General features: G+C 71.3%; 18 protein-coding genes and 1 riboswitch. Of the genes, 9 read left to right on the top strand and 9 right to left on the bottom strand.

Annotated features, from left to right (window positions below; all coding sequences use genetic code 11):
- Window positions 1-17: 17 nt before the first annotated feature.
- Window positions 18-1,361 (bottom strand): 3-phosphoshikimate 1-carboxyvinyltransferase, encoded by a 1,344-nt coding sequence (gene aroA, locus ACIQM4_RS06115; protein WP_401586706.1) that lies wholly within the window; start codon window positions 1,359-1,361, stop codon window positions 18-20.
- A 172-nt stretch (window positions 1,362-1,533) separates the two neighbouring features.
- A complete protein-coding gene (locus ACIQM4_RS06110) occupies window positions 1,534-2,310 on the bottom strand; it encodes a M50 family metallopeptidase (protein ID WP_401586704.1) in 777 nt (258 codons plus the stop codon).
- Window positions 2,311-2,359: 49 nt separating this feature from the next.
- Here ACIQM4_RS06110 and ACIQM4_RS06105 point away from each other — a divergent pair, with 49 nt between their 5' ends.
- The 8 genes from ACIQM4_RS06105 to def all read left to right on the top strand — a co-directional run bounded on the left by ACIQM4_RS06105 (window position 2,360) and on the right by def (window position 10,028).
- A complete protein-coding gene (locus tag ACIQM4_RS06105) occupies window positions 2,360-3,181 on the top strand; it encodes an SOS response-associated peptidase (protein ID WP_401586702.1) in 822 nt (273 codons plus the stop codon).
- Window positions 3,182-3,287: 106 nt separating this feature from the next.
- Window positions 3,288-3,920, top strand: coding sequence for an alpha/beta family hydrolase (locus ACIQM4_RS06100; protein ID WP_401586699.1), 633 nt, complete (start codon window positions 3,288-3,290; stop codon window positions 3,918-3,920).
- Between the two features lie 240 nt (window positions 3,921-4,160).
- A complete protein-coding gene (locus tag ACIQM4_RS06095; RefSeq protein WP_401588124.1) occupies window positions 4,161-4,829 on the top strand; it encodes a sigma-70 family RNA polymerase sigma factor in 669 nt (222 codons plus the stop codon).
- Window positions 4,826-5,176 carry a mycothiol system anti-sigma-R factor gene (rsrA, locus tag ACIQM4_RS06090; RefSeq protein ID WP_401586697.1) on the top strand — a complete coding sequence of 117 codons (351 nt, stop codon included), beginning with the start codon at window positions 4,826-4,828 and terminating at the stop codon, window positions 5,174-5,176. Before ACIQM4_RS06095 ends, rsrA begins: the two co-directional genes overlap by 4 nt.
- Before the next feature lie 285 nt (window positions 5,177-5,461).
- Window positions 5,462-6,928 carry an HD-GYP domain-containing protein gene (locus tag ACIQM4_RS06085; RefSeq protein ID WP_401586694.1) on the top strand — a complete coding sequence of 489 codons (1,467 nt, stop codon included), beginning with the start codon at window positions 5,462-5,464 and terminating at the stop codon, window positions 6,926-6,928.
- The gene (locus tag ACIQM4_RS06080) at window positions 6,925-8,193 is read left to right on the top strand and encodes an HD-GYP domain-containing protein (RefSeq protein ID WP_401588122.1); all 1,269 of its coding nucleotides are present in this window, start codon (window positions 6,925-6,927) and stop codon (window positions 8,191-8,193) included. The genes ACIQM4_RS06085 and ACIQM4_RS06080 overlap by 4 nt, the downstream gene beginning before the upstream one ends.
- Before the next feature lie 105 nt (window positions 8,194-8,298).
- Window positions 8,299-9,282 (top strand): tetratricopeptide repeat protein, encoded by a 984-nt coding sequence (locus ACIQM4_RS06075; RefSeq protein ID WP_401586691.1) that lies wholly within the window; start codon window positions 8,299-8,301, stop codon window positions 9,280-9,282.
- A 113-nt stretch (window positions 9,283-9,395) separates the two neighbouring features.
- Window positions 9,396-10,028, top strand: a complete 633-nt coding sequence (gene def, locus ACIQM4_RS06070; RefSeq protein ID WP_401586688.1) for a peptide deformylase — start codon at window positions 9,396-9,398, stop codon at window positions 10,026-10,028.
- A 19-nt stretch (window positions 10,029-10,047) separates the two neighbouring features.
- Here the strand turns inward: def and ACIQM4_RS06065 are convergent, their stop codons facing one another.
- Window positions 10,048-11,016: a helix-turn-helix domain-containing protein gene (locus ACIQM4_RS06065; RefSeq protein ID WP_401586685.1), complete on the bottom strand. Its 969-nt coding sequence runs from the start codon at window positions 11,014-11,016 to the stop codon at window positions 10,048-10,050.
- A gap of 81 nt (window positions 11,017-11,097) precedes the next feature.
- Here ACIQM4_RS06065 and ACIQM4_RS06060 point away from each other — a divergent pair, with 81 nt between their 5' ends.
- A complete protein-coding gene (locus ACIQM4_RS06060) occupies window positions 11,098-11,304 on the top strand; it encodes a hypothetical protein (RefSeq protein WP_401586683.1) in 207 nt (68 codons plus the stop codon).
- On the opposite strand, the gene ACIQM4_RS06055 is transcribed toward ACIQM4_RS06060, so the two are convergent.
- The 6 genes from ACIQM4_RS06055 to ACIQM4_RS06030 form a co-directional block, all read right to left on the bottom strand.
- A complete protein-coding gene (locus ACIQM4_RS06055) occupies window positions 11,301-12,359 on the bottom strand; it encodes a ribonucleotide-diphosphate reductase subunit beta (RefSeq protein ID WP_401586681.1) in 1,059 nt (352 codons plus the stop codon). The genes ACIQM4_RS06060 and ACIQM4_RS06055 overlap by 4 nt on opposite strands.
- A complete protein-coding gene (locus tag ACIQM4_RS06050) occupies window positions 12,359-14,761 on the bottom strand; it encodes a ribonucleoside-diphosphate reductase subunit alpha (protein ID WP_401586679.1) in 2,403 nt (800 codons plus the stop codon). Before ACIQM4_RS06050 ends, ACIQM4_RS06055 begins: the two co-directional genes overlap by 1 nt.
- 139 nt (window positions 14,762-14,900) lie before the next feature.
- Window positions 14,901-15,038: riboswitch (cobalamin riboswitch) on the bottom strand.
- A 74-nt stretch (window positions 15,039-15,112) separates the two neighbouring features.
- Window positions 15,113-15,613: a GNAT family N-acetyltransferase gene (locus ACIQM4_RS06045; RefSeq protein ID WP_401586676.1), complete on the bottom strand. Its 501-nt coding sequence runs from the start codon at window positions 15,611-15,613 to the stop codon at window positions 15,113-15,115.
- A gap of 86 nt (window positions 15,614-15,699) precedes the next feature.
- Window positions 15,700-17,331, bottom strand: coding sequence for a monocarboxylate uptake permease MctP (gene mctP, locus ACIQM4_RS06040; protein WP_401586673.1), 1,632 nt, complete (start codon window positions 17,329-17,331; stop codon window positions 15,700-15,702).
- On the bottom strand, window positions 17,328-17,636 hold the full coding sequence (locus ACIQM4_RS06035) for a DUF3311 domain-containing protein (RefSeq protein WP_401586671.1): 309 nt from the start codon (window positions 17,634-17,636) through the stop codon (window positions 17,328-17,330). The genes mctP and ACIQM4_RS06035 overlap by 4 nt, the downstream gene beginning before the upstream one ends.
- A 136-nt stretch (window positions 17,637-17,772) precedes the next feature.
- Window positions 17,773-18,645 carry a GntR family transcriptional regulator gene (locus ACIQM4_RS06030; protein WP_401588120.1) on the bottom strand — a complete coding sequence of 291 codons (873 nt, stop codon included), beginning with the start codon at window positions 18,643-18,645 and terminating at the stop codon, window positions 17,773-17,775.
- Window positions 18,646-18,756: the final 111 nt, after the last annotated feature.

The following is an 18,756-nucleotide window of genomic DNA, read 5'->3' as shown; positions in this document are numbered from 1 at the left end:
TCGTTCCGCCCGGCCGGTCAGTTGCCCGCGAGCATGTCGGACCACATCTGCGGGAAGTCGGGCAGCGTCTTGGCCGTCGTCCCCACGTTCTCGATGCGGACGTCCTCGACCACCAGGCCCAGGATCGAGCCCGCGGTCGCCATCCGGTGGTCGTCGTAGGTGTGGAAGGTGCCGCCGTGCAGCGGGCGCGGGCGGATGTGCAGGCCGTCGGCGGTCTCGGTGACGTCGCCGCCGAGCTCGTTGATCTCCTTGGTGAGCGCGGCGAGCCGGTCCGTCTCGTGCAGGCGCAGGTGCGCGACACCGCGGAGGGTGGAGGGGGAGTCGGCCAGGGCGGCGACAGCGGCGATGCCCGGGGTCAGCTCGCCGACCTCGCTCAGGTCCCAGTCGATGCCGTGGACGGTGCCCGTGCCGGTGAAGGTCAGACCCTGCTCGGTCAGCTCGCAGGAACCGCCCATGGCGGTGAAGATCTCCCGCAGCGCGTCGCCGGGCTGGGTGGTGTGCTCGGGCCAGTCCGGAACGGTGACCCGGCCGCCGGTGATCAGCGCGGCGGCGAGGAACGGCTGCGCGTTGGACAGGTCGGGCTCGACGGTCAGGTCGCGGCCGAGCAGCGCGCCGGGCGCGACCCGCCAGACGTTCGCCTCGCCCCCGGACTCGGGAGTGTCGACCTGGGCGCCGACGGCCCGCAGCATGTCGACGGTCATCCGGATGTGCGGCAGGGAGGGCAGCGTGGGGCCGGTGTGCCGTACTTCCACACCCTGGTTGAAGCGCGGCGCGGAAAGCAGCAGCGCGCTGACGAACTGGGAGGACGAGGACGCGTCGATCTCGACCCGGCCGCCCTCGATACCGCCTCCGCCGAAGACGGTGAGGGGCAGGGCGCCCCGGTTGTCGTCGTCGATGCGGGCACCGAGCGTGCGCAGCGCCGTGATGACCGCGCCGAGGGGCCGCTCGTAGGAACGGGGGTCGCCGTCGAAGCGGATCGGGCCGTCCGCGAGGGCGGCCACGGGCGGCAGGAAGCGCATGACCGTACCGGCGTTGCCGACGTCGACCGTGGCCGGGCCGTGCAGCCCGGAGGGGATGACCCGCCAGGCCTCGCCGGAACCGTCGGGGCCGCCCGCGACCGAGGAGCTGGAGGACACGGTCTCCTCGATGCCCACGCCCATCGAGCGCAGTGCCTCGGCCATCAGGAGCGAGTCGCGCGAGCGCAGCGGACGGCGCAGCCAGCCGGGCTCCGCGGCGAGCGAGGCCAGGACGAGCGCGCGGTTGGTGACCGACTTGGAGCCGGGCACGGTGACCGTCGCGTCGACGGCCCCGGTCGCGTAGGGGGCGGGCCAGAGGGCAGGGTGCACGGCGCTTTCGGTCATGGCCTTCACTTTAATGGCTCTTGGGGGGCTCAGATCTTGATCAGATATGTGGAAACCGGGGCGTAATCCGGGAGTGATAGGGCAGCTCCCGGGCTTTGCCGAGCGTTCTTGGGCGTTCCAGGACGTTCGCGGACCTTCCCGGAACGTTCCTCGGGTACGGCGGCCCGGGGGCCTACAGCCCCAGCAGCCAGCGTCCGCCGCCCAGCAGCGCGCACAGCGACACGATGTGGAACATTGCCAGCCACATCAGCGGCGGTACGTGCGTGAGGCGGGCCAACTGGTCGGCGTCCGAGTCCGGTGCCCCGCCGTGCCGCCGCTTGGACTGGAGCTCGAAGGCCGGCCGCACGCCGCCGAGCAGCAGGAACCAGACAGCGGTGTAGGCGAACGCGGCCTGCACGTCAGGACCGGTCAGCCAGGACACCAGGACGAAGGCCGCACCCGTGAGGACGACCGTCAGCACCCCGTACGCGTTGCGGATCATCACCAGCATCGCGAGGAGCAGCACCGTCGCGAGCCAGAGGAAGAGGGTGATGTGGTCGGCGGCCAGCAGCCATGCGCCGCCGAGGCCGAGCAGGGGTGGTGCGGTGTACCCGGCGGCGGCGGTCAGGATCATGCCGATGCCGGTCGGTTTGCCGCGGCTGAGGGTGAGACCGCTGGTGTCGGAGTGCAGCCTGATGCCGGTGAGGGTGCGGCCGGTGAGCAGTGCGACCAGGCCGTGCCCGCCCTCGTGCGCGATGGTGATCGCGTTGCGTGAGAGTCGCCACAGGGCGTGCGGCACGACGGCGACGAGGGCGAGGGCGGCCGTCGCGTACAGGATCCACTGCTCGGGGTCGGGCTGGGTGCCGGTGAGCCGGTCCCAGAGGGGCCCGAGGTCGGCGGCGGCAAGGGTGCTGACGTGCTGGGAGAGGTGGGTGGAGAGGTGGGCGCCGGCCGTGTTGAGGGTGTCCATTTTTCGGGCGGCTCCTTGGGGACTGGACGGGCATGGCAGTGTGACAAGTATGTGTGGACGGTATGCGGTGAGCCGCGGGGCCGAAGACCTCGCCGGGCTCTTCGAGGTGGAGAAGTGGGATCCGGCCGAGAGCTACGTGCCGGACTGGAACGTGGCGCCGACGAAGACGGTGCCGGTGATTTTGCAGCGCCCCCTGAAGGACGCGGCGGACCCGTCTCCGGTTCGCCAGCTGCGGATGCTGAAGTGGGGCCTGGTGCCCTCCTGGGCGAAGTCGCCCGAGGGCGCCGCGCGGCTGATCAACGCGCGGGCCGAGACGGTGCACGAGAAGCCGTCGTTCCGCAAGGCGTTCGCGTCACGGCGGTGCATCGTGCCGGCGGACGGCTATTTCGAGTGGGTGACCGGGGCCGCCGAGCGCGACCTTGAGGAGGAGGGCAAGAAGAAGCGGGCGCGCAAGCAGCCGTACTTCGTGACGCCCGCCGACGGGGACGTCATGGCGATGGCCGGGCTCTACGAGTTCTGGCGCGACCGGACGCTGCCCGACGACCACCCGTCGGCCTGGTGGGCGACGTGCTCCGTGGTCACCACCGCGGCGGAGGAGGCACCGTTCGCCGGCGGGCCGGCGGGTGAGGGCGGTCCTGCCTCGCTCGCCGAGATCCACCCGCGGATGCCGTTGGTGCTGACGCCGGAGAAGTGGGCCGCTTGGCTGGACCCGGCGCTGACGGAGACCGAGGAGGTACGGGAACTGCTGGCGCCGCCGCGGGCCGGGGCCGTGCGGGCGTACCCGGTGGGCACGGCGGTCAGCAACGTCCGCAACAACGGGCCCGAGCTGGTGGCGGAGCTGGACGGACCCGAGGTGGGAACCCTCTTCTGACGGACCACGTCCGGCGGGTCTCACGTCCGGCGGGTCTCAGGGGCGGCGGTTCTCAAGGGGGGTCTCAGGGGCGGCGTCCCCCTGCGGGGCCCGGCAGGATGGCCGCATGAGCCGAGTGGTGAGTGTGGAGACCGGTGCCGGCGAGGCACGTGTGCATTGGTACGACGCGAAGGCCGCGTGGGCGGTCGCTGCCCTCGGTCACGGGGCAGGGGGCGGCATCGAGGCCCGCGACCTCCAGGCCCTCGCCGCCGCCCTGCCCGCCGCCGGCGTGAGCGTCGCGCTCGTCGAGCAGCCCTGGCGGGTGGCGGGGAAGAAGCTGGCGCCCGCGCCCAGGACGCTCGACGTCGGCTGGCACGGGGTGTGGCCGGAGCTGGCGTCGGCCGGGGTGCCCGTGGTGTCCGGCGGGCGCAGCGCGGGGGCGCGGGTCGCGTGCCGGACGGCGGCCGGGCTCGGCGCGCGCGCCGTGCTCGCGCTGAGCTTTCCGCTGCACCCGCCGGGGAGGCCCGAGAAGTCCCGTAAGGACGAACTGCTGGGGGCGGGCGTGCCCACTCTGGTCGTACAGGGCGGCAACGATCCGTTCGGTCGGCCGGGGGAGTTCCCCGACGGTGATTTCTCTCTCGTCGAAGTGCCGTACGGGGACCACGGTTTCGCGGTGCCCAAGCGGGCGGAGACCGGCCAGGAGGCGGCGCTGGCCGGGCTGACGGCCGCGGTGCGGGAGTGGCTGGCGCGGCTGCGGTGAACAGCTCGGGAATGCCGGGCGTCCCGGCGCTGTTGTCGCCAGCGTCCGACATTGAAACGAGAGGGAGTTCGCCGCATGGGTTCCACCATCTGCCCGCGCCGACCGCGCGCCTCTGACCTGGACTGGACGGTGCTTTCCGCAGCGGCGACCACGTCCGCTCAGGCGGCGGGCAAGCAGGGTAGTCGTCTATCCTCCGAGTCGAGCGGGTCCGCATTCGGGCTCGCCACGGCGCTGAAGGAGGTGGGTCCGGTCACTGGGACCGACGCAGGGACCGATGCCGGCCACGCGGAGGAGACCACCGCCGAGCGCAACGCGCGCTTCGAGCGGGACGCGCTGGGCTTCCTCGACCAGATGTACTCGGCCGCGCTGCGCATGACGCGCAACCCGGCCGACGCGGAGGACCTGGTCCAGGAGACGTACGCCAAGGCGTACGGGTCCTTCCACCAGTTCCGTGAGGGGACCAATCTCAAGGCCTGGCTCTACCGGATCCTCACCAACACCTTCATCAACTCGTACCGCAAGAAGCAGCGCGAGCCGCTGCGCAGCGCGTCCGAGGAGATCGAGGACTGGCAGCTCGCCCGCGCCGAGTCGCACATGTCGACGGGGCTGCGCTCCGCCGAGTCGCAGGCGCTGGACCACCTGCCCGACTCGGACGTGAAGTCCGCGCTGCAGGCGATCCCGGAGGAGTTCCGGATCGCGGTGTACCTCGCCGATGTCGAGGGGTTTGCCTACAAGGAAATCGCGGACATCATGGGGACACCGATCGGCACGGTCATGTCCCGGCTGCACCGGGGACGCCGCCAGCTGCGCGGCATGCTTGAGGACTACGCCCGGGACCGCGGCCTGGTGCCTGCGGGCGGCGGACCGGTGTCCGGGGAGTCGAACGACGCGAAAGGCTCGGGCTCATGAGCTGCGGAGATCCGCACGAGACGGACTGCTCTGAGGTGCTCGACCATCTCTACGAGTTCCTCGACAAAGAGATGCCGGACGGCGAGTGCACCAAGTTCGAGGAGCACTTCGAGGAGTGCTCGCCGTGCCTGGAGAAGTACGGCCTGGAGCAGGCCGTGAAGAAGCTCGTCAAGCGCTGCTGCGGCTCGGACGACGTACCGGTAGACCTGCGGTCGAAGGTGCTTGGCCGGATCGACCTGATCCGTTCCGGGCAGGCCGTGCCGGAACAGGACGTGGCCGCACCGGACCTGGCCCCGCCGGAGGTGACGGCGGACGTGCTGTCGGCCGGGGCCAAGGAGAAGAAGTAGCGGGCAGGTAGGCCCCGGCCCCTCTCCGCAGCAAGCACCTCCGCCTCTGCAGCAGGCACCTCCGCCTCTGCAGCAAGCACCTCCGCGTCGCCCCGCGGTCGCGCGCTCGTGTCCGTACCGGGCTCGCGCCGGGCCGGTGCCGGAGCAACGCACCGCGTAAGGCCGTCGGTTCCTCGTTCATCGTCACTCGATGGAGGGAACCGGCGGCCTCCGTGCTTTTCCCGGCGCCCCGGTGGCTAGGGTGGCGCACGATCTGGCGGCGGAGCCGAGGGTTGCGGGGGAGCGGTGCGAGCCTTACCGGCGGGAGGGCGGACCTGCGTTCTGTGCGCGGTGCTTCTCGCGGGACTCTGCGTCCTCGCCGACCTCCGGCACGCGCCCTGGGACGCCGTCGCCCTGCTGGCCGTCCTGTACGCGGTGTGCGAGCTGCTGCCCGGCTGTCCCCTGGTCGGGGCCAAGGTCTCCGCGGGGCCCGGGGCCTTCTTTCCCGTTCCGCTCGCCGCCGTCTTCCTGCTGCCGCCCTCCGCCGCCGCCCTCGTCGCCGTGCCTGGCGCACTGCTGGGGCGGGTGGCACGGCGCCCCCGAGCCGTGCGGCGGGTGTGGCGGGCCGCGGAACTGGCGATCGCCGTCTGGGTCGCCTCGTACCTCCGCACGGCGTTGGACGGGCGGTCCGGCGCCGGGCCGGGGCACGGCACCGCGGGGGACTTCCCGTACGCGCTGCTGCCCGCGGGGGTCGCGATCCTCGGCTTCTGCGTCGTGCTGACCGTGCTCGACGGCGGCATCCTCGTCGCGGCCGAGCGGCTGCCGGTGCGCGCCGCGTGGCGGGGGCTCTTTCTGCGGTCGCTGGCGCCGCACTGCGTGCACGGCCTCGCCGGACTGATGATGGCCGTTCTGTGGCGCAGCCCGTACGGGCCGGTCGCCGCGCTCTTCGTCCTGCTGCCGATGTACCTCTCGTGCTGGGTCTTCGCCCGTTACCAGCGCGAACGAGACGCACACCAGACGACCGTCAGGGCGCTGGTGCAGGCGGTCGACCTCAAGGACCGCTACACCCGCGGACACAGCGAGCGGGTGGGCCGGGCCTCGGCCATGATGGCCGCCGAGCTGGGGATGGACGAGGGGCGCAGGGAGGTGCTGCGGTTCGCCGGGATCCTGCACGACGTGGGGAAACTCGGCGTGCCGACCCGGCTGCTGCGCAAGGAAGGGCCGCTGACGCCGGAGGAACGGCGCGTCATCGAACTCCACCCGGAGTACGGGGAGGAAATGGTGCGGGGCATCGGCTTCCTGGGCGAGGCACGGGCGGCGATCCTGCACCACCACGAGCGGATGGACGGCAGCGGCTATCCGTACGGGCTGACCGGCGAAGGCATCCCGGAGTTCGCCCGGGTGGTGGCGGTCGCGGACGCCTTCGACGCGATGACGTCGACCCGTTCCTACCGGCGGGCACGGCCGGTGGAGCAGGCGGTGGCGGAACTGCGGAGGTGCGCGGGTGCCCAGTTCGACGCGCGGATGGTGGCGGCCCTGGTGGCGGGGCTGGCCAAGGAGGGGTGGCACCCGGCGGTGACGGCGGACGAGGATCCGCCCGGGGAGCGAGCCGCCGAACCCGGGCGGACCCCGGCACACACGGGGGCACACAGCGGCGCGCCGGCGGAGCAGGACGGGCCGCCACCGGCCCGTCCTCACATCGACGTGCCCTCCTTGGTGGAACAGCGCGGAAACGTGCCGTCCCGTGCGGGGTGGCGGGGTTGGCGCTCGTGAGGCCGGCCCGCATCCGCCGGGGGGCCGTGGTGGTACGGGCGGTGCGGGGAGGCGCGCTGCTGCTGGTGCTGGACGCTCTGGTGCAGACCGTGCGCCACGGTGTCGAGCAGCCCGGGATCGCGCTCGCCTTCTGGGGGCTGATGTGCGTGGGTGAGCTGGCCAGGCACGGCGAGGGACCCGCACCCCTGGGCACCGCGGGCGCGCTCGCCTACGCGCTGCTCGGGCACTGCGGCTCCACGCCCACCGGCCACGGTGTGTCCCAGGTGGTGCTGGTGACCGTCGGGGCGTTCGCCGCCGGTGCCGTGCCGCACCTCGCGAGAGGGCGGGGACCGGGGCTGGACCGGTCGGCCCGGCGGGTGCTCACCGTGGCCTTCGCGGCCGTGTGCTTCCAGCCGCTGTACCACTCCGGCGCCGTGGAGCGCTGGGTCGGGCAGGGTCCTTGGTTCGCCCTGTTCCTGGTGGTGCTGCTGGTGCTCACCGGGCTGTGCGAGGCGGTGCTCGGCGCCGCGCTCGTGCGGGCCCGCACCGGTTACCCGTACGCCCCGCTGCTCCGGGACGAGCTGCGCGCCCTGCGCGGCATCGGGTCCGCGGTGTGCGCGAGCGGGGTGGTGCTGGCACTGGCGGTGGCCGTGGTGGGTCTGTGGGCGCTGCCGGTGTTCTGCGTGCCGCTGCTGCTGACCCAGCTGTCGTTCCGGCGGTACGGCGAGGTCAGGGAGACCTACCGACAGACCATCGCCTCCCTCGCCAGGTCGACCGAGATCGCCGGGTACACCAGGCCGGGCCACGCCCGCAGGGTCGCGGCTCTCGCCTCGGCCGTGGGGCGGGAGCTGGGGCTGGACGCGGAGGACCTGGTGCTCCTGGAGTACGCGGCCCTGATGCATGACATCGGGCAGCTGTCGCTCGTCGACCCCGTGCCGGCCGGCGCCACCGCCTCGCTGCCCGCAGCGGAGCAGCGCCGCATCGCCCTGCTCGGCGGGGCGGTGGTCCGCCAGACCGGGGTGCCTGCCGAGGTGGCCCTCGTCGTCGAGCACCAGGCGGATCCGTACCGTGAGCAGTCACTCACCGCCCGTATCGTCCGCACCGTCAATGCGTACGACGATTTCGCGGGGGAATGCGGAGGGGGGCCGGGCGGCCCGCTGAGTGCGCTGGAGCAGCTGCGACTGGGTACCGGGTGCGACTACCAGAGCGAGGTCGTGGAATCCCTGGCCCGGGTCCTTCGGCGGAGGGGTCTCGGGCACGGAGTCGCCCTGCCCCCACCTGGGTAACCAGTGGGTAATGAGCGGGCCTCCGACCGGGCATGGTTGGATGCGAAGAGAGCCTCTGGAGAGTGCGGAAGCCAGGGGCAGGGAGCCAACCGGCAGGCGGGAATCGTGAGGATCTTCGGGAAGGTACGGCATCGGCCCTCCGCCTCGTGGCGGCAGGCCACCGACCGCGCGTTCACGCTGATCGGCGACGGTCGGTACGAGGACGCGGGGGCGCTGCTGACACGCGCGGCGGATCTCGAACCCTGGCTCTCGGAGTCCTGGTTCAATCTGGCGCTGCTGCACAAGTTCCGGCACGACTGGGACCAGGCGAGGGCCGCGGGACTGCGGGCCGTCGCACTGCTCGACCGCGAGGCCGGCGCCCCCGACTGGTGGAACGTCGGGATCGCCGCCACCGCGCTCCAGGACTGGCCGCTCGCACGCCGGGCCTGGCAGGCGTACGGACTGAAGGTGCCCGGCGGCCCCACCGAGAACGGCGAGCCGCTCGGGATGGAGCTGGGCAGCGCCGCCGTACGGCTGTCGCCCGAGGGCGAGGCCGAGGTGGTGTGGGGGCGCAGGCTGGACCCCGCGCGCATCGAGGTGCTGTCGATCCCGCTGCCGTCCTCGGGCCGCCGCTGGGGCGAGGTCGTCCTGCACGACGGCGTGCCGCACGGGGAGCGGGTGACGGCCGCGGGCCCCTCCTTCCCCGTCTTCGACGAGATCGAGCTGTGGGCGCCGTCCCCGATCCCGACCTGGGTGGTCCTCCTGGAGGCGGCCACCGAGGCCGACCGGGACGCCCTGGAGCGGCTGGCCGCCGACGCCGGGTTCGCCGCCGAGGACTGGTCCTCGTCGGTACGGCTGCTGTGCCGGACCTGTTCGGAGTCGCGGATGCCGTCCGACGAGGGCGACGGCGAACAGCACCTGGACCCGCACGACCACAGCGAGCCCGGCCACCCCGGGCCCCTGGGCCACCGGACCAACGGCGAGCTGTGGGTCCCCGAGCGTGAGTGCGGTCTCGCCGCGCCGCCAGGACTGGTGCGCGGTCTGCTCGACGGCTGGGTCGCCGACAGCCCGGACAGCCGGGAATGGCGCGACCTCGAAGAGGTCTGCTGACTCCCGCCCGGCCTCCGCGGCAGCGGTTCGCGCAAACCCGCGAGGGCCGGCCGGCCGCGGCACGTACGCTGTACGGGCACCGATTCGGGTTTTGAGGAAGGCTTACGGCGGACATGGCGCAGCAGCAGCAGGTCGACGAGCAGGAAAAGAGCGAGTTCGTCGTGGACACGGAGGACTGCGAGGCGCGCGAGCTGGCGTACCGCGAGCGCGGCACCGCCCGTCCGATCACGGTGGTCGGCAACCCGGTCCTGCACCGGGAGTGCCAGGACGTCACCGAGTTCGACGACAAGCTGGCCGCGCTGATCGACGACATGTTCGCCAGCCAGAAGGCCGCCGAGGGCGTGGGCCTGGCCGCCAACCAGATCGGCGTCGACCTCAAGGTCTTCGTGTACGACTGCCCGGACGACGACGGCGTCCGCCACACCGGGCTGATCTGCAACCCGGTCCTCGACGAGCTGCCCGCCGAGCGCCGGGTCCTCGACGACTCGAACGAGGGCTGCCTCTCCGTCCCCACCGCCTACGCCGAGCTGGCCCGCCCCGACTACGCGGTCGTCCGCGGCCAGGACGCCGAGGGCAACCCGGTCGCCATCGAGGGCACCGGCTACTTCGCCCGCTGCCTCCAGCACGAGACGGACCACCTCTACGGCCGCCTCTACATCGACCGCCTCTCCAAGCGCGAGCGCAAGGACGCGCTCAAGCAGATGGCGGAGGGCACGGCCCGCTACGAGACCGTGCCCAACGACTGACCCGGGTACGCAAGGCCGGTCACGCCGCGCGCGCCGGGCCCCGGAAGGTCCGGCGGTACGCGTGCGGGGTCGTGCCGAGCGTACGCAGGAAGTGGTGCCGCAGTCCCGCCGCCGTACCGAACCCGGACCGGCCCGCGACCGCGTCGATCGTCTCGTCCGTCGCCTCCAGCAACTGCTGTGCCAGCAACACGCGTTGACGCAGCACCCAGCGGTACGGGGTCGTCCCGGTCTCCTGCTGGAACCGCCGGGCGAAGGTGCGCGGTGACATGTGCGCACGCTCGGCCAACTGCTCGACGGTCAGGTCGAGTTCCAGGTGGCGCTCCATCCAGACCAGCACCTCGCCGACGGTGTCGCAGCGGACGTGCGTGAGCGGGCGCTCGATGTACTGCGCCTGACCGCCGTCCCGGTGCGGCGGCACCACCATGCGCCGCGCGATGGTGTTCGCGACCTCGGGGCCGTCCTCCTGGCGCACGAGGTGCAGACACGCGTCGATACCGGCCGCGGTGCCGGCCGATGTGATGACCGGGCCCTCGTCGACGTACAGCACATCGGGTTCGAGGCGGGCCAGCGGAAAGCGGCGGGCCAGCTCGTCGACGTGCCGCCAGTGGGTGGTGCAGCGGCGGCCGTCGAGGAGCCCGGCGGCGCCGAGGACGAAGGCCCCCGAGCAGACGCTCAGCACCCGCGCCCCACGTGCCACCCCGCGCCGCAGTGCGTCGAGCAGCGGCTCGGGGTAGGTCCTGGACTCGCAGTGCTGGTCGGCGGGCACACAGATCAGGTCCGCCTCCTCCAGCCGCTCCAGACCGTGCGGAACGTTGAGGGTGAAGGCCCCCGAACGGGTGGACAGCGGCCCCGACTCGGCGGCGCAGACCGCGAAGTCGTAGACCGGCAGACCCTGTTCGCTCCGGTCGATCCCGAACACCTCGCACAGCACGCCGAGTTCGAAGGGATTCGCCCCGTCGACAAGCGCCACGGCCACGTTTTTCAGCATGGGAGCAGTGTGGCAGTAATTCGACGAACGGTGACAGTCCTGCCACTCATCAACATGCTCGCGCCGGACGAGAGTAGAGCCATGAACACAGCCACCAGCACCTTCCTGGACCTGCTCGCCGTCGCCTTCGTCTTCCTCCTGCTCGCCCTTCCCTCCCTGGTCGGGCATGCCAGGGACCTGCGGATCGACCGCCAGCTGCGGGACGCGGAGCGTGCGGACGCAGGACGGGCCGGGACCCCCGAAGGAATCCCGGCCCACCCGAAGGACGGCTACGGCCGCGCGGCCTAGAAGTCGTCGTCGAAACCGACGGTGCCCTCGACGGCCACCTGGTACGCGGAGGGGCGGCGCTCGAAGAAGTTCGTCAGCTCCTGGACGCCCTGGAGCTCCATGAAGGAGAACGGGTTGGAGGACCCGTAGACCTTCGGGAAGCCCAGGCGCTCCAGGCGCTGGTCGGCGACGCACTCCAGGTACTCGCGCATGGACTCGGTGTTCATGCCGGGCAGGCCCTCGCCGCACAGGTCACGGCCGAACTGGAGCTCGGCGGCGACCGCCTCCTTGAGCATGTCGGTGACCTGCTGCTGGAGCTCGTCGTCGAAGAGCTCGGGCTCCTCCTTGCGGACCGTGTCCACGACCTCGAACGCGAAGTTCATGTGCATGGTCTCGTCCCGGAAGACCCAGTTCGTCCCCGTCGCGAGACCGTGCAGCAGGCCCCGGGAGCGGAACCAGTACACGTACGCGAACGCGCCGTAGAAGAACAGTCCCTCGATGCACGCGGCGAAGCAGATCAGGTTGAGCAGGAAGCGGCGGCGGTCGGCCTTCGTCTCCAGGCGGTCGATCTTCTCGACCGAGTCCATCCACCGGAAGCAGAACTGCGCCTTCTCGCGGATGGAGGGAATCTCCTCGACCGCGTCGAAGGCCGCCGCACGGTCCTCGGGATCGGGCAGGTAGGTGTCGAGCAGCGTCAGGTAGAACTGGACGTGGACGGCTTCCTCGAACAGCTGGCGCGAGAGGTACAGCCGCGCCTCGGGGGAGTTGATGTGCTTGTAGAGCGTGAGCACGAGGTTGTTGGAGACGATCGAGTCGCCGGTGGCGAAGAACGCGACCAGGCGGCCGATCATGTGCTGCTCACCCGGGGTCAGCTTCGCCAGGTCGGCGACGTCCGAGTGGAGGTCGACCTCCTCGACGGTCCAGGTGTTCTTGATCGCGTCCCGGTAGCGCTCGTAGAAGTCCGGGTAGCGCATCGGGCGCAGGGTGAGCTCGAAGCCCGGGTCGAGCAGGTTCTTCACGGCCTTGTGCCCGGCCGGTTGTGCGGGGAGCGCGGTGGTGGGGTCGGTGATGCTCATTACTGGCAGGCCTCGCAGGACTCGGGGTTCTCCAGGGAGCAGGCGAGCGCCTCGGCGTCGGTCACCTGCTGCACGGGGATGGTGGCGGTGGGGGCCGGGGCCGCGGCGGAAGCCTGCGAGCCGGCGGCGCGCGCGATCCGGGTGGCCGGGCGCGAGCGCAGGTAGTACGTCGTCTTCAGCCCCTTCTTCCAGGCGTACGCGTACATCGAGCTGAGCTTGCCGATGGTGGGCGTTTCCAGGAAGAGGTTCAGGGACTGCGACTGGTCGAGGTACGGGGTGCGGGCGGCGGCCATGTCGATCAGGCCGCGCTGCGGGATCTCCCAGGCGGTGCGGTACAGGTCGCGGACCTCGGCCGGGATCCAGTTGAACCCCTGGACCGAGCCGGACGCCTCGCGCAGCGCCTCGCGGGTCTGCGCGTCCCAGACGCCGAGCGCCTTCAGGTCGCGGACCAGGTAGGAGTTGACCTGGAGGAACTCGCCGGAGAGGGTCTCGCGCTTGAAGAGGTTGGAGACCTGCGGCTCGATGCACTCGTACACACCGGCGATCGAGGCGATGGTGGCCGTCGGCGCGATGGCGAGCAGGAGCGAGTTGCGCATGCCGGTCCTGGCGATGCGGGCGCGCAGGGCCTCCCAGCGCTCCGGCCAGGAGAACTCGACACCGTAGTGGTCGGGGTGCAGCACGCCGCGGGCGGTGCGGGTCTTCTCCCAGGCGGGCAGCGGGCCGGAGCGCTCGGCGAGGTCGCAGGACGCCTCGTACGCGGCCAGCATGATCCGCTCGGCGATCCTCGTGGAGAGCGCGGCGGCCTCGGGGGAGTCGAACGGCAGCTTCAGCTGGAAGAAGACGTCCTGGAGGCCCATCGCGCCCAGGCCGACCGGGCGCCACCTGGAGTTGGAGTTCCCGGCCTGCTCGGTCGGGTAGAAGTTGATGTCCACCACGCGGTCGAGGAAGGTGACGGCCGTACGGACGGTCTCGTCCAGGCGGTCCCAGTCGATGCTGCCGGCCTCGGTGTCGACGAAGGCACCCAGGTTGACCGAACCGAGGTTGCAGACGGCCGTCTCGCCGTCGTTCGTCACTTCGAGGATCTCGGTGCACAGGTTGGAGGAGTGGACCGTGTGGCCCGGCTCCGCCGTCTGGTTGGCGGTCCGGTTGGAGGCGTCCTTGAAGGTGATCCAGCCGTTGCCGGTCTGCGCGAGGGTGCGCATCATGCGGCCGTACAGCTCACGGGCGGGCATCGACTTCTTGGCCAGCCCCGCCGCCTCGGCCTTGCGGTACGCGGCGTCGAACTCCCCGCCCCACAGGTCGACCAACTCGGGGACGTCGGCGGGTGAGAACAGCGACCAGCTGCCGTCCTGGTCGACGCGGCGCATGAACTCGTCCGGGATCCAGTGGGCGAGGTTCAGGTTGTGGGTGCGGCGGGCGTCCTCGCCGGTGTTGTCGCGCAGCTCCAGGAACTCCTCGACGTCCGCGTGCCAGGTCTCCAGGTAGACGGCGGCGGCGCCCTTGCGGCGGCCGCCCTGGTTCACCGCGGCGACCGAGGCGTCCAGGGTCTTCAGGAACGGCACGATGCCGTTGGAGTGCCCGTTGGTGCCGCGGATCAGTGAACCGCGGGCGCGGATGCGGGAGTACGAGAGGCCGATGCCGCCGGCGTGCTTGGAGAGGCGGGCGACCTGGTGGTAGCGGTCGTAGATCGAGTCCAGCTCGTCCATCGGCGAGTCGAGGAGGTAGCAGGACGACATCTGCGGGTGGCGGGTGCCGGAGTTGAAGAGCGTCGGCGAGGACGGGAGGTAGTCCAGCCGGCTCATCAGCCGGTAGAGCGAGGCGACCTCGGCCAGTGCCCGCGTGCTGTCGTCCTCGGCGAGGCCGGAGGCCACGCGCAGCATGAAGTGCTGCGGGGTCTCGACGACCTGGCGGGTGATCGGGTGGCGGAGCAGGTAGCGGCTGTAGACGGTACGCAGACCGAAGTACTCGAAGCGGTCGTCGCCTTCCAGGTCGACCAGCTCGTCCAGCGCGGCCGCGTGCCGGGTGACGAAGTCGGCCGTGCGGTCCGCGATGAGCCCTTCGCGGTGACCGACGGAGACGGACTCCGAGAAGCAGTTCACGCCCTGGGTGGCCGCCTCGTCCCGGATCGTACGGGCGAGGAGACGGGCCGCGAGGCGCGAGTAGGCGGGGTCCTCGGAGATCAGGCCCGCGGCGGCCTCGGTGGCGAGCGACCTGAGCTCCGCGGCGTCCGAACGGGCGTTGCGCCCACGCAGGGCGGCGGCGGCGACCCGGCCGGGGTCGGTGTCGGGCAGGTCGGCGGTCAGGTCGGTCAGGGTGCGCAGGAGCGCGGTCCCGGGCGCGTCCTGGTTTCCTTCGTTGCCCTGTACTGCCTGGGCGGCCGGATCGACTGGCGCGATGGTCACGTGGGGGCTCTCCCTCGCTCGGCGCTGGGCCTGCGGCGGAGGGGGCGCGCGAGCGCACGGCACCCCGGAAAAGGGCACGCGTCGCCTGGCGTCCACCGGCCCAACCGCGAGACCCGGACGTATCGGTGTCCGGTTCGGTCGAGCCGGACGCGCTGTCGGCAGGTCCTCGGACTTGGCGGTACGCAAAAGCGCACATGACACACCGTTGCGGGACAGTTCCGGATTCGCACCGGATTTCCCTGCGGCGACAGCGAGCACGAGCATACATGTGGTGGGTGCTGGACGAAGACCCCACCACATCTAGTGTCGCGAGTCGCGAGACTTCATATGCGCAAGCGGTTCAGAAGGGGCTCAGAGGGGCCGTTCGTAGGTGAACAGGGTCAGTCCAGGCACCGGGTCCCAGTCCCGCTCCGGGGTGCGTACGAAGCCCAGCCGCTCGTAGATCCGATGTGCGCCGCGCATGGCCGGCTGGGTGGACATCACCACCCGTACGACGCCCTCCTCCGCCCTCGCACGGGCGACGCAGGCGCGGACGAGCGCCTCGCCTGCGCCGCGGCCCCTGGCCCGGCGGGCGACCGCGAGCATCCGGAACTCGGCCTCGCCGGGGCCGGCGATGTCCTGCATCGGGCTGCCCTGCGGGGCGTAGGTGACGGTGCCGAGGAGCGTGCCCTCGGGGTCGGTGGCCACCAGCAGTTCGGCGTGGGCGGCGCGGGTGGCGGCGTCCCGCAGCACGGGCAGGTAGTCGTCCTCCTCGCCGTAGGTGAGGAGGCCGTCGTCCAGGTAGGCGCGGGCGGTGAGTTCGCCCACCTCGGTGTGTTCGGCGGGTCGGGCGGGCCGGATTGCAATGTCCATGGGGGGAGTGTGCAACGACGAGGGCCCGGCGCCCACCCCGTTCCGAGGGGTGGAGCGCCGGGCCGCACGCGCTGTGCCTGAGCGGGTCAGTGACCGCCGGGGGCGCCCGCCGTGGCCGGCGGCAGCTCGACCTTGACGCCCGGGTCGCCCGCGTCCGCCGTGTAGTCGGACGGGCTGGTCTCGTCGATGCCGTCGGGGGCCTTGAGGGCCCGCAGGACGAAGGTGAGCACCACGGTGACCAGGACGTTCAGCAGGAACGCGGTGAGGCCGATGTAGCCGATCTCGCCGATGCCCGGGATCGCGGCGTTGGAGCCGCCGAAGTGCTTCTGGGTGGGCGAGGCGACGCCGTAGGCGGCCAGCGTGCCGTAGACCATGCCGACGGCCCAGCCGGCCAGCAGCGCCCAGCGGTGGAACCAGCGGGTGAACAGGCCGCCGACCAGTGCGGGCATCGTCTGCAGGATCCAGATGCCGCCCAGCAGCTGGAAGTTGATCGCGACCGTCTTGTCCATGGTGAGGACGAAGACGAGCGCGCCCACCTTCACCAGCAGCGAGACCAGCTTGGAGACCTTGGTCTCCTGCGCCGGGGTCGCGTCCGGCTTGATGAAGTCCTTGTAGATGTTGCGGGTGAAGAGGTTCGCGGCGGCGATCGACATGATGGCCGCCGGGACGAGTGCGCCGATGCCGATCGCGGCGAAGGCGACGCCGGTGAACCAGTCGGGGAACATGTTCTCGAACAGCTGCGGGATCGCCAACTGGCCGTTCTTCACCTTGATCCCGGCGGCGATCGCCATGAACCCGAGTATCGCGAGCAGTCCCAGCATCAGCGAGTACAGCGGCAGGATGGTGGTGTTGCGGCGGATCACGTTGCGGCTCTTGGAGGAGAGCGTGGCGGTGATCGAGTGCGGATACATGAAGAGCGCGAGCGCGGAGCCGAGGGCCAGGGTCGCGTAGGTCCACTGACCGGTGTGGCCCGGGGTTAGCGCGCCGGTCGGCTTGCCGTCCGCGCCCGGGGTGCTGAACTTCTCCTGGGCCGCCGAGAAGATGGCGTCGAAGCCACCGAGCTTGATCGGGATGTAGATGATCGCGACGACGATGACCAGGTAGATCAGTCCGTCCTTCACGAACGCGATCAGTGCGGGCGCGCGCAGGCCCGAGGAGTAGGTGTACGCGGCGAGCACCGCGAACGCGATCAGCAGCGGCAGGTCCTTGATGAACCAGTGCGTGGACTCGGTGCCGCCGATGCCCATCACGTCCAGGACGGCCTGGATTCCGACCAGTTGGAGCGCGATGTAGGGCATGGTGGCGAGGATGCCGGTGACCGCGACGGCCAGCGACAGGCCCTTGGAGCCGAACCGGCCGCGGACGAAGTCCGAGGTGGTGACGTAGCCGTGCTTGTGCGACACCGACCAGAGCCGGGGCAGGAAGGTGAAGATCAGCGGGTAGACGAGGATCGTGTACGGGACGGCGAAGAAGCCGGCCGCCCCCGCCGCGTAGACGGCTGCCGGTACGGCCACGAAGGTGTAGGCCGTGTAGAGGTCGCCGCCGAGCAGGAACCAGGTGACCCAGGTGCCGAACGACCGTCCGCCCAGGCCCCATTCGTCGAGGCTCTGCTCGTTCTCGGCCTTGCGCCAGCGCGCGGCCATGAAGCCCATGACCGTGACGGCCAGGAAGAAGAAGATGAAGACGGCGAGTGCGACGCCGTTCACGCCGTCGTTCACTTGGACGCACCACCCTGCGCGCTCGGACCTGACTGCCTGGACGCGGGCCTGGCGGCCTTACGGGCGCGCTGGTCGCGCTGCCACAGGACGTACGCGACCATCGTGAGCGCGGTCGAGATCAGCACCCACAGCATCTGGTACCAGTAGAAGAAGGGCACGCCGACGAAGGTCGGTTCCACCTTCGCGTACGAACCCACCCACAGCATCGCCACGAAGGGCGCGATCAGGCAGAGCGCGATGACCACGCGCACGGGTGTGACCGTGGGCGCCGCCGGCGCCCCCGATCTGTTCTCTTCGTCAGCCATGCGGTGGCTCCGTCCCCTCGCGAGACCTCGTAAGTCCCCTGTAAAGACCTGCGTCGATGCGCAGGAAATCTAGGGCACCGGTCTCGGGCTACGGAACCCCCTGTCCGCATATCGGTACTCGGCATTCCGGGTGTTTTCAGTCGTTAGGGCGCCGAAGTCTGGCCACGAACTTGTAACGGTCGCCGCGGTAGACCGAGCGCACCCACTCGACGGGCTCGCCGTCCTTGTCGAGGGAGTGCCGCGAGAGCATCAGCATCGGCAGCCCGACGTCGGTGCCGAGCAGTCCGGCCTCGCGCGGGGTGGCGAGCGAGGTCTCGATGGTCTCCTCGGCCTCCGAGAGGCGTACGTCGTAGACCTCGGCGAGGGCGGTGTAGAGGGAGGTGTACTTCGCCAGGGAACGGCGCAGCGCGGGGAAGCGCTTGGCGGACAGGTGGGTCGTCTCGATCGCCATCGGCTCGCCGCTCGCCAGGCGCAGCCGTTCGATGCGCAGGACGCGCCCGCCTGCGGTGATGTCGAGGAGCCCGGCGAGGGTGTCGTCCGCGGTGACGTACCCGATGTCCAGCAGCTGAGAGGTGGGTTCGAGGCCCTGGGCCCGCATGTCCTCGGTGTAGGAGGTGAGTTGCAGGGACTGCGAGACCTTCGGCTTGGCGACGAAGGTGCCCTTGCCCTGGATGCGCTCCAGACGCCCCTCGACGACCAGTTCCTGGAGGGCCTGGCGGACGGTGGTGCGGGAGGTGTCGAACTCGGCGGCGAGGGTGCGTTCCGGGGGGACGGGGGTGCCCGGCGGGAGGGTCTCGGTCATGTCGAGCAGATGCCGCTTGAGGCGGTAGTACTTCGGCACGCGGGCGGTGCGGGTGGGGGTGGCGGGCTGGCTGCTGTCGGGGCTGACGAGATGCGCGCCGACGCTCGCTCCCGTACCGCTGCCGGCGTTCGTGGCCGTACCGCTGCCCGTGCCCGCGCCGCTGCCCGCGGCGCCACCCGTGCCCGCGCCGCCGCCCGTGCTGCCGATGCCGCCCGTGGTCGTTCCGGTGCCCGTGCCGGGGTCCGTGTTCGTGCCGTGGTCCGTGCTGGGACCCTTGGTGGTCATGGTCGGCCTTCCCGGTTCCTGCGCTGCTGCCGT

Origin of the sequence: Streptomyces sp. NPDC091272, assembly GCF_044757485.1 — a bacterium.
In the GTDB taxonomy this organism is placed as follows: domain Bacteria; phylum Actinomycetota; class Actinomycetes; order Streptomycetales; family Streptomycetaceae; genus Streptomyces.
This window is presented reverse-complemented; position numbering and strand designations above follow the sequence as displayed.

Bases quoted from the DNA above. Each gene is read 5' to 3' on its own strand.
- aroA (WP_401586706.1), bottom strand. From the start codon at position 1,361: ATGACCGAAAGCGCCGTGCACCCTGCCCTCTGGCCCGCCCCCTACGCG.
- ACIQM4_RS06110 (WP_401586704.1), bottom strand. From the start codon at position 2,310: ATGGACACCCTCAACACGGCCGGCGCCCACCTCTCCACCCACCTCTCC.
- ACIQM4_RS06105 (WP_401586702.1), top strand. From the start codon at position 2,360: ATGTGTGGACGGTATGCGGTGAGCCGCGGGGCCGAAGACCTCGCCGGG.
- ACIQM4_RS06100 (WP_401586699.1), top strand. From the start codon at position 3,288: ATGAGCCGAGTGGTGAGTGTGGAGACCGGTGCCGGCGAGGCACGTGTG.
- rsrA (WP_401586697.1), top strand. From the start codon at position 4,826: ATGAGCTGCGGAGATCCGCACGAGACGGACTGCTCTGAGGTGCTCGAC.
- def (WP_401586688.1), top strand. From the start codon at position 9,396: ATGGCGCAGCAGCAGCAGGTCGACGAGCAGGAAAAGAGCGAGTTCGTC.
- ACIQM4_RS06065 (WP_401586685.1), bottom strand. From the start codon at position 11,016: ATGCTGAAAAACGTGGCCGTGGCGCTTGTCGACGGGGCGAATCCCTTC.
- ACIQM4_RS06060 (WP_401586683.1), top strand. From the start codon at position 11,098: ATGAACACAGCCACCAGCACCTTCCTGGACCTGCTCGCCGTCGCCTTC.
- ACIQM4_RS06055 (WP_401586681.1), bottom strand. From the start codon at position 12,359: ATGAGCATCACCGACCCCACCACCGCGCTCCCCGCACAACCGGCCGGG.
- ACIQM4_RS06045 (WP_401586676.1), bottom strand. From the start codon at position 15,613: ATGGACATTGCAATCCGGCCCGCCCGACCCGCCGAACACACCGAGGTG.
- ACIQM4_RS06035 (WP_401586671.1), bottom strand. From the start codon at position 17,636: ATGGCTGACGAAGAGAACAGATCGGGGGCGCCGGCGGCGCCCACGGTC.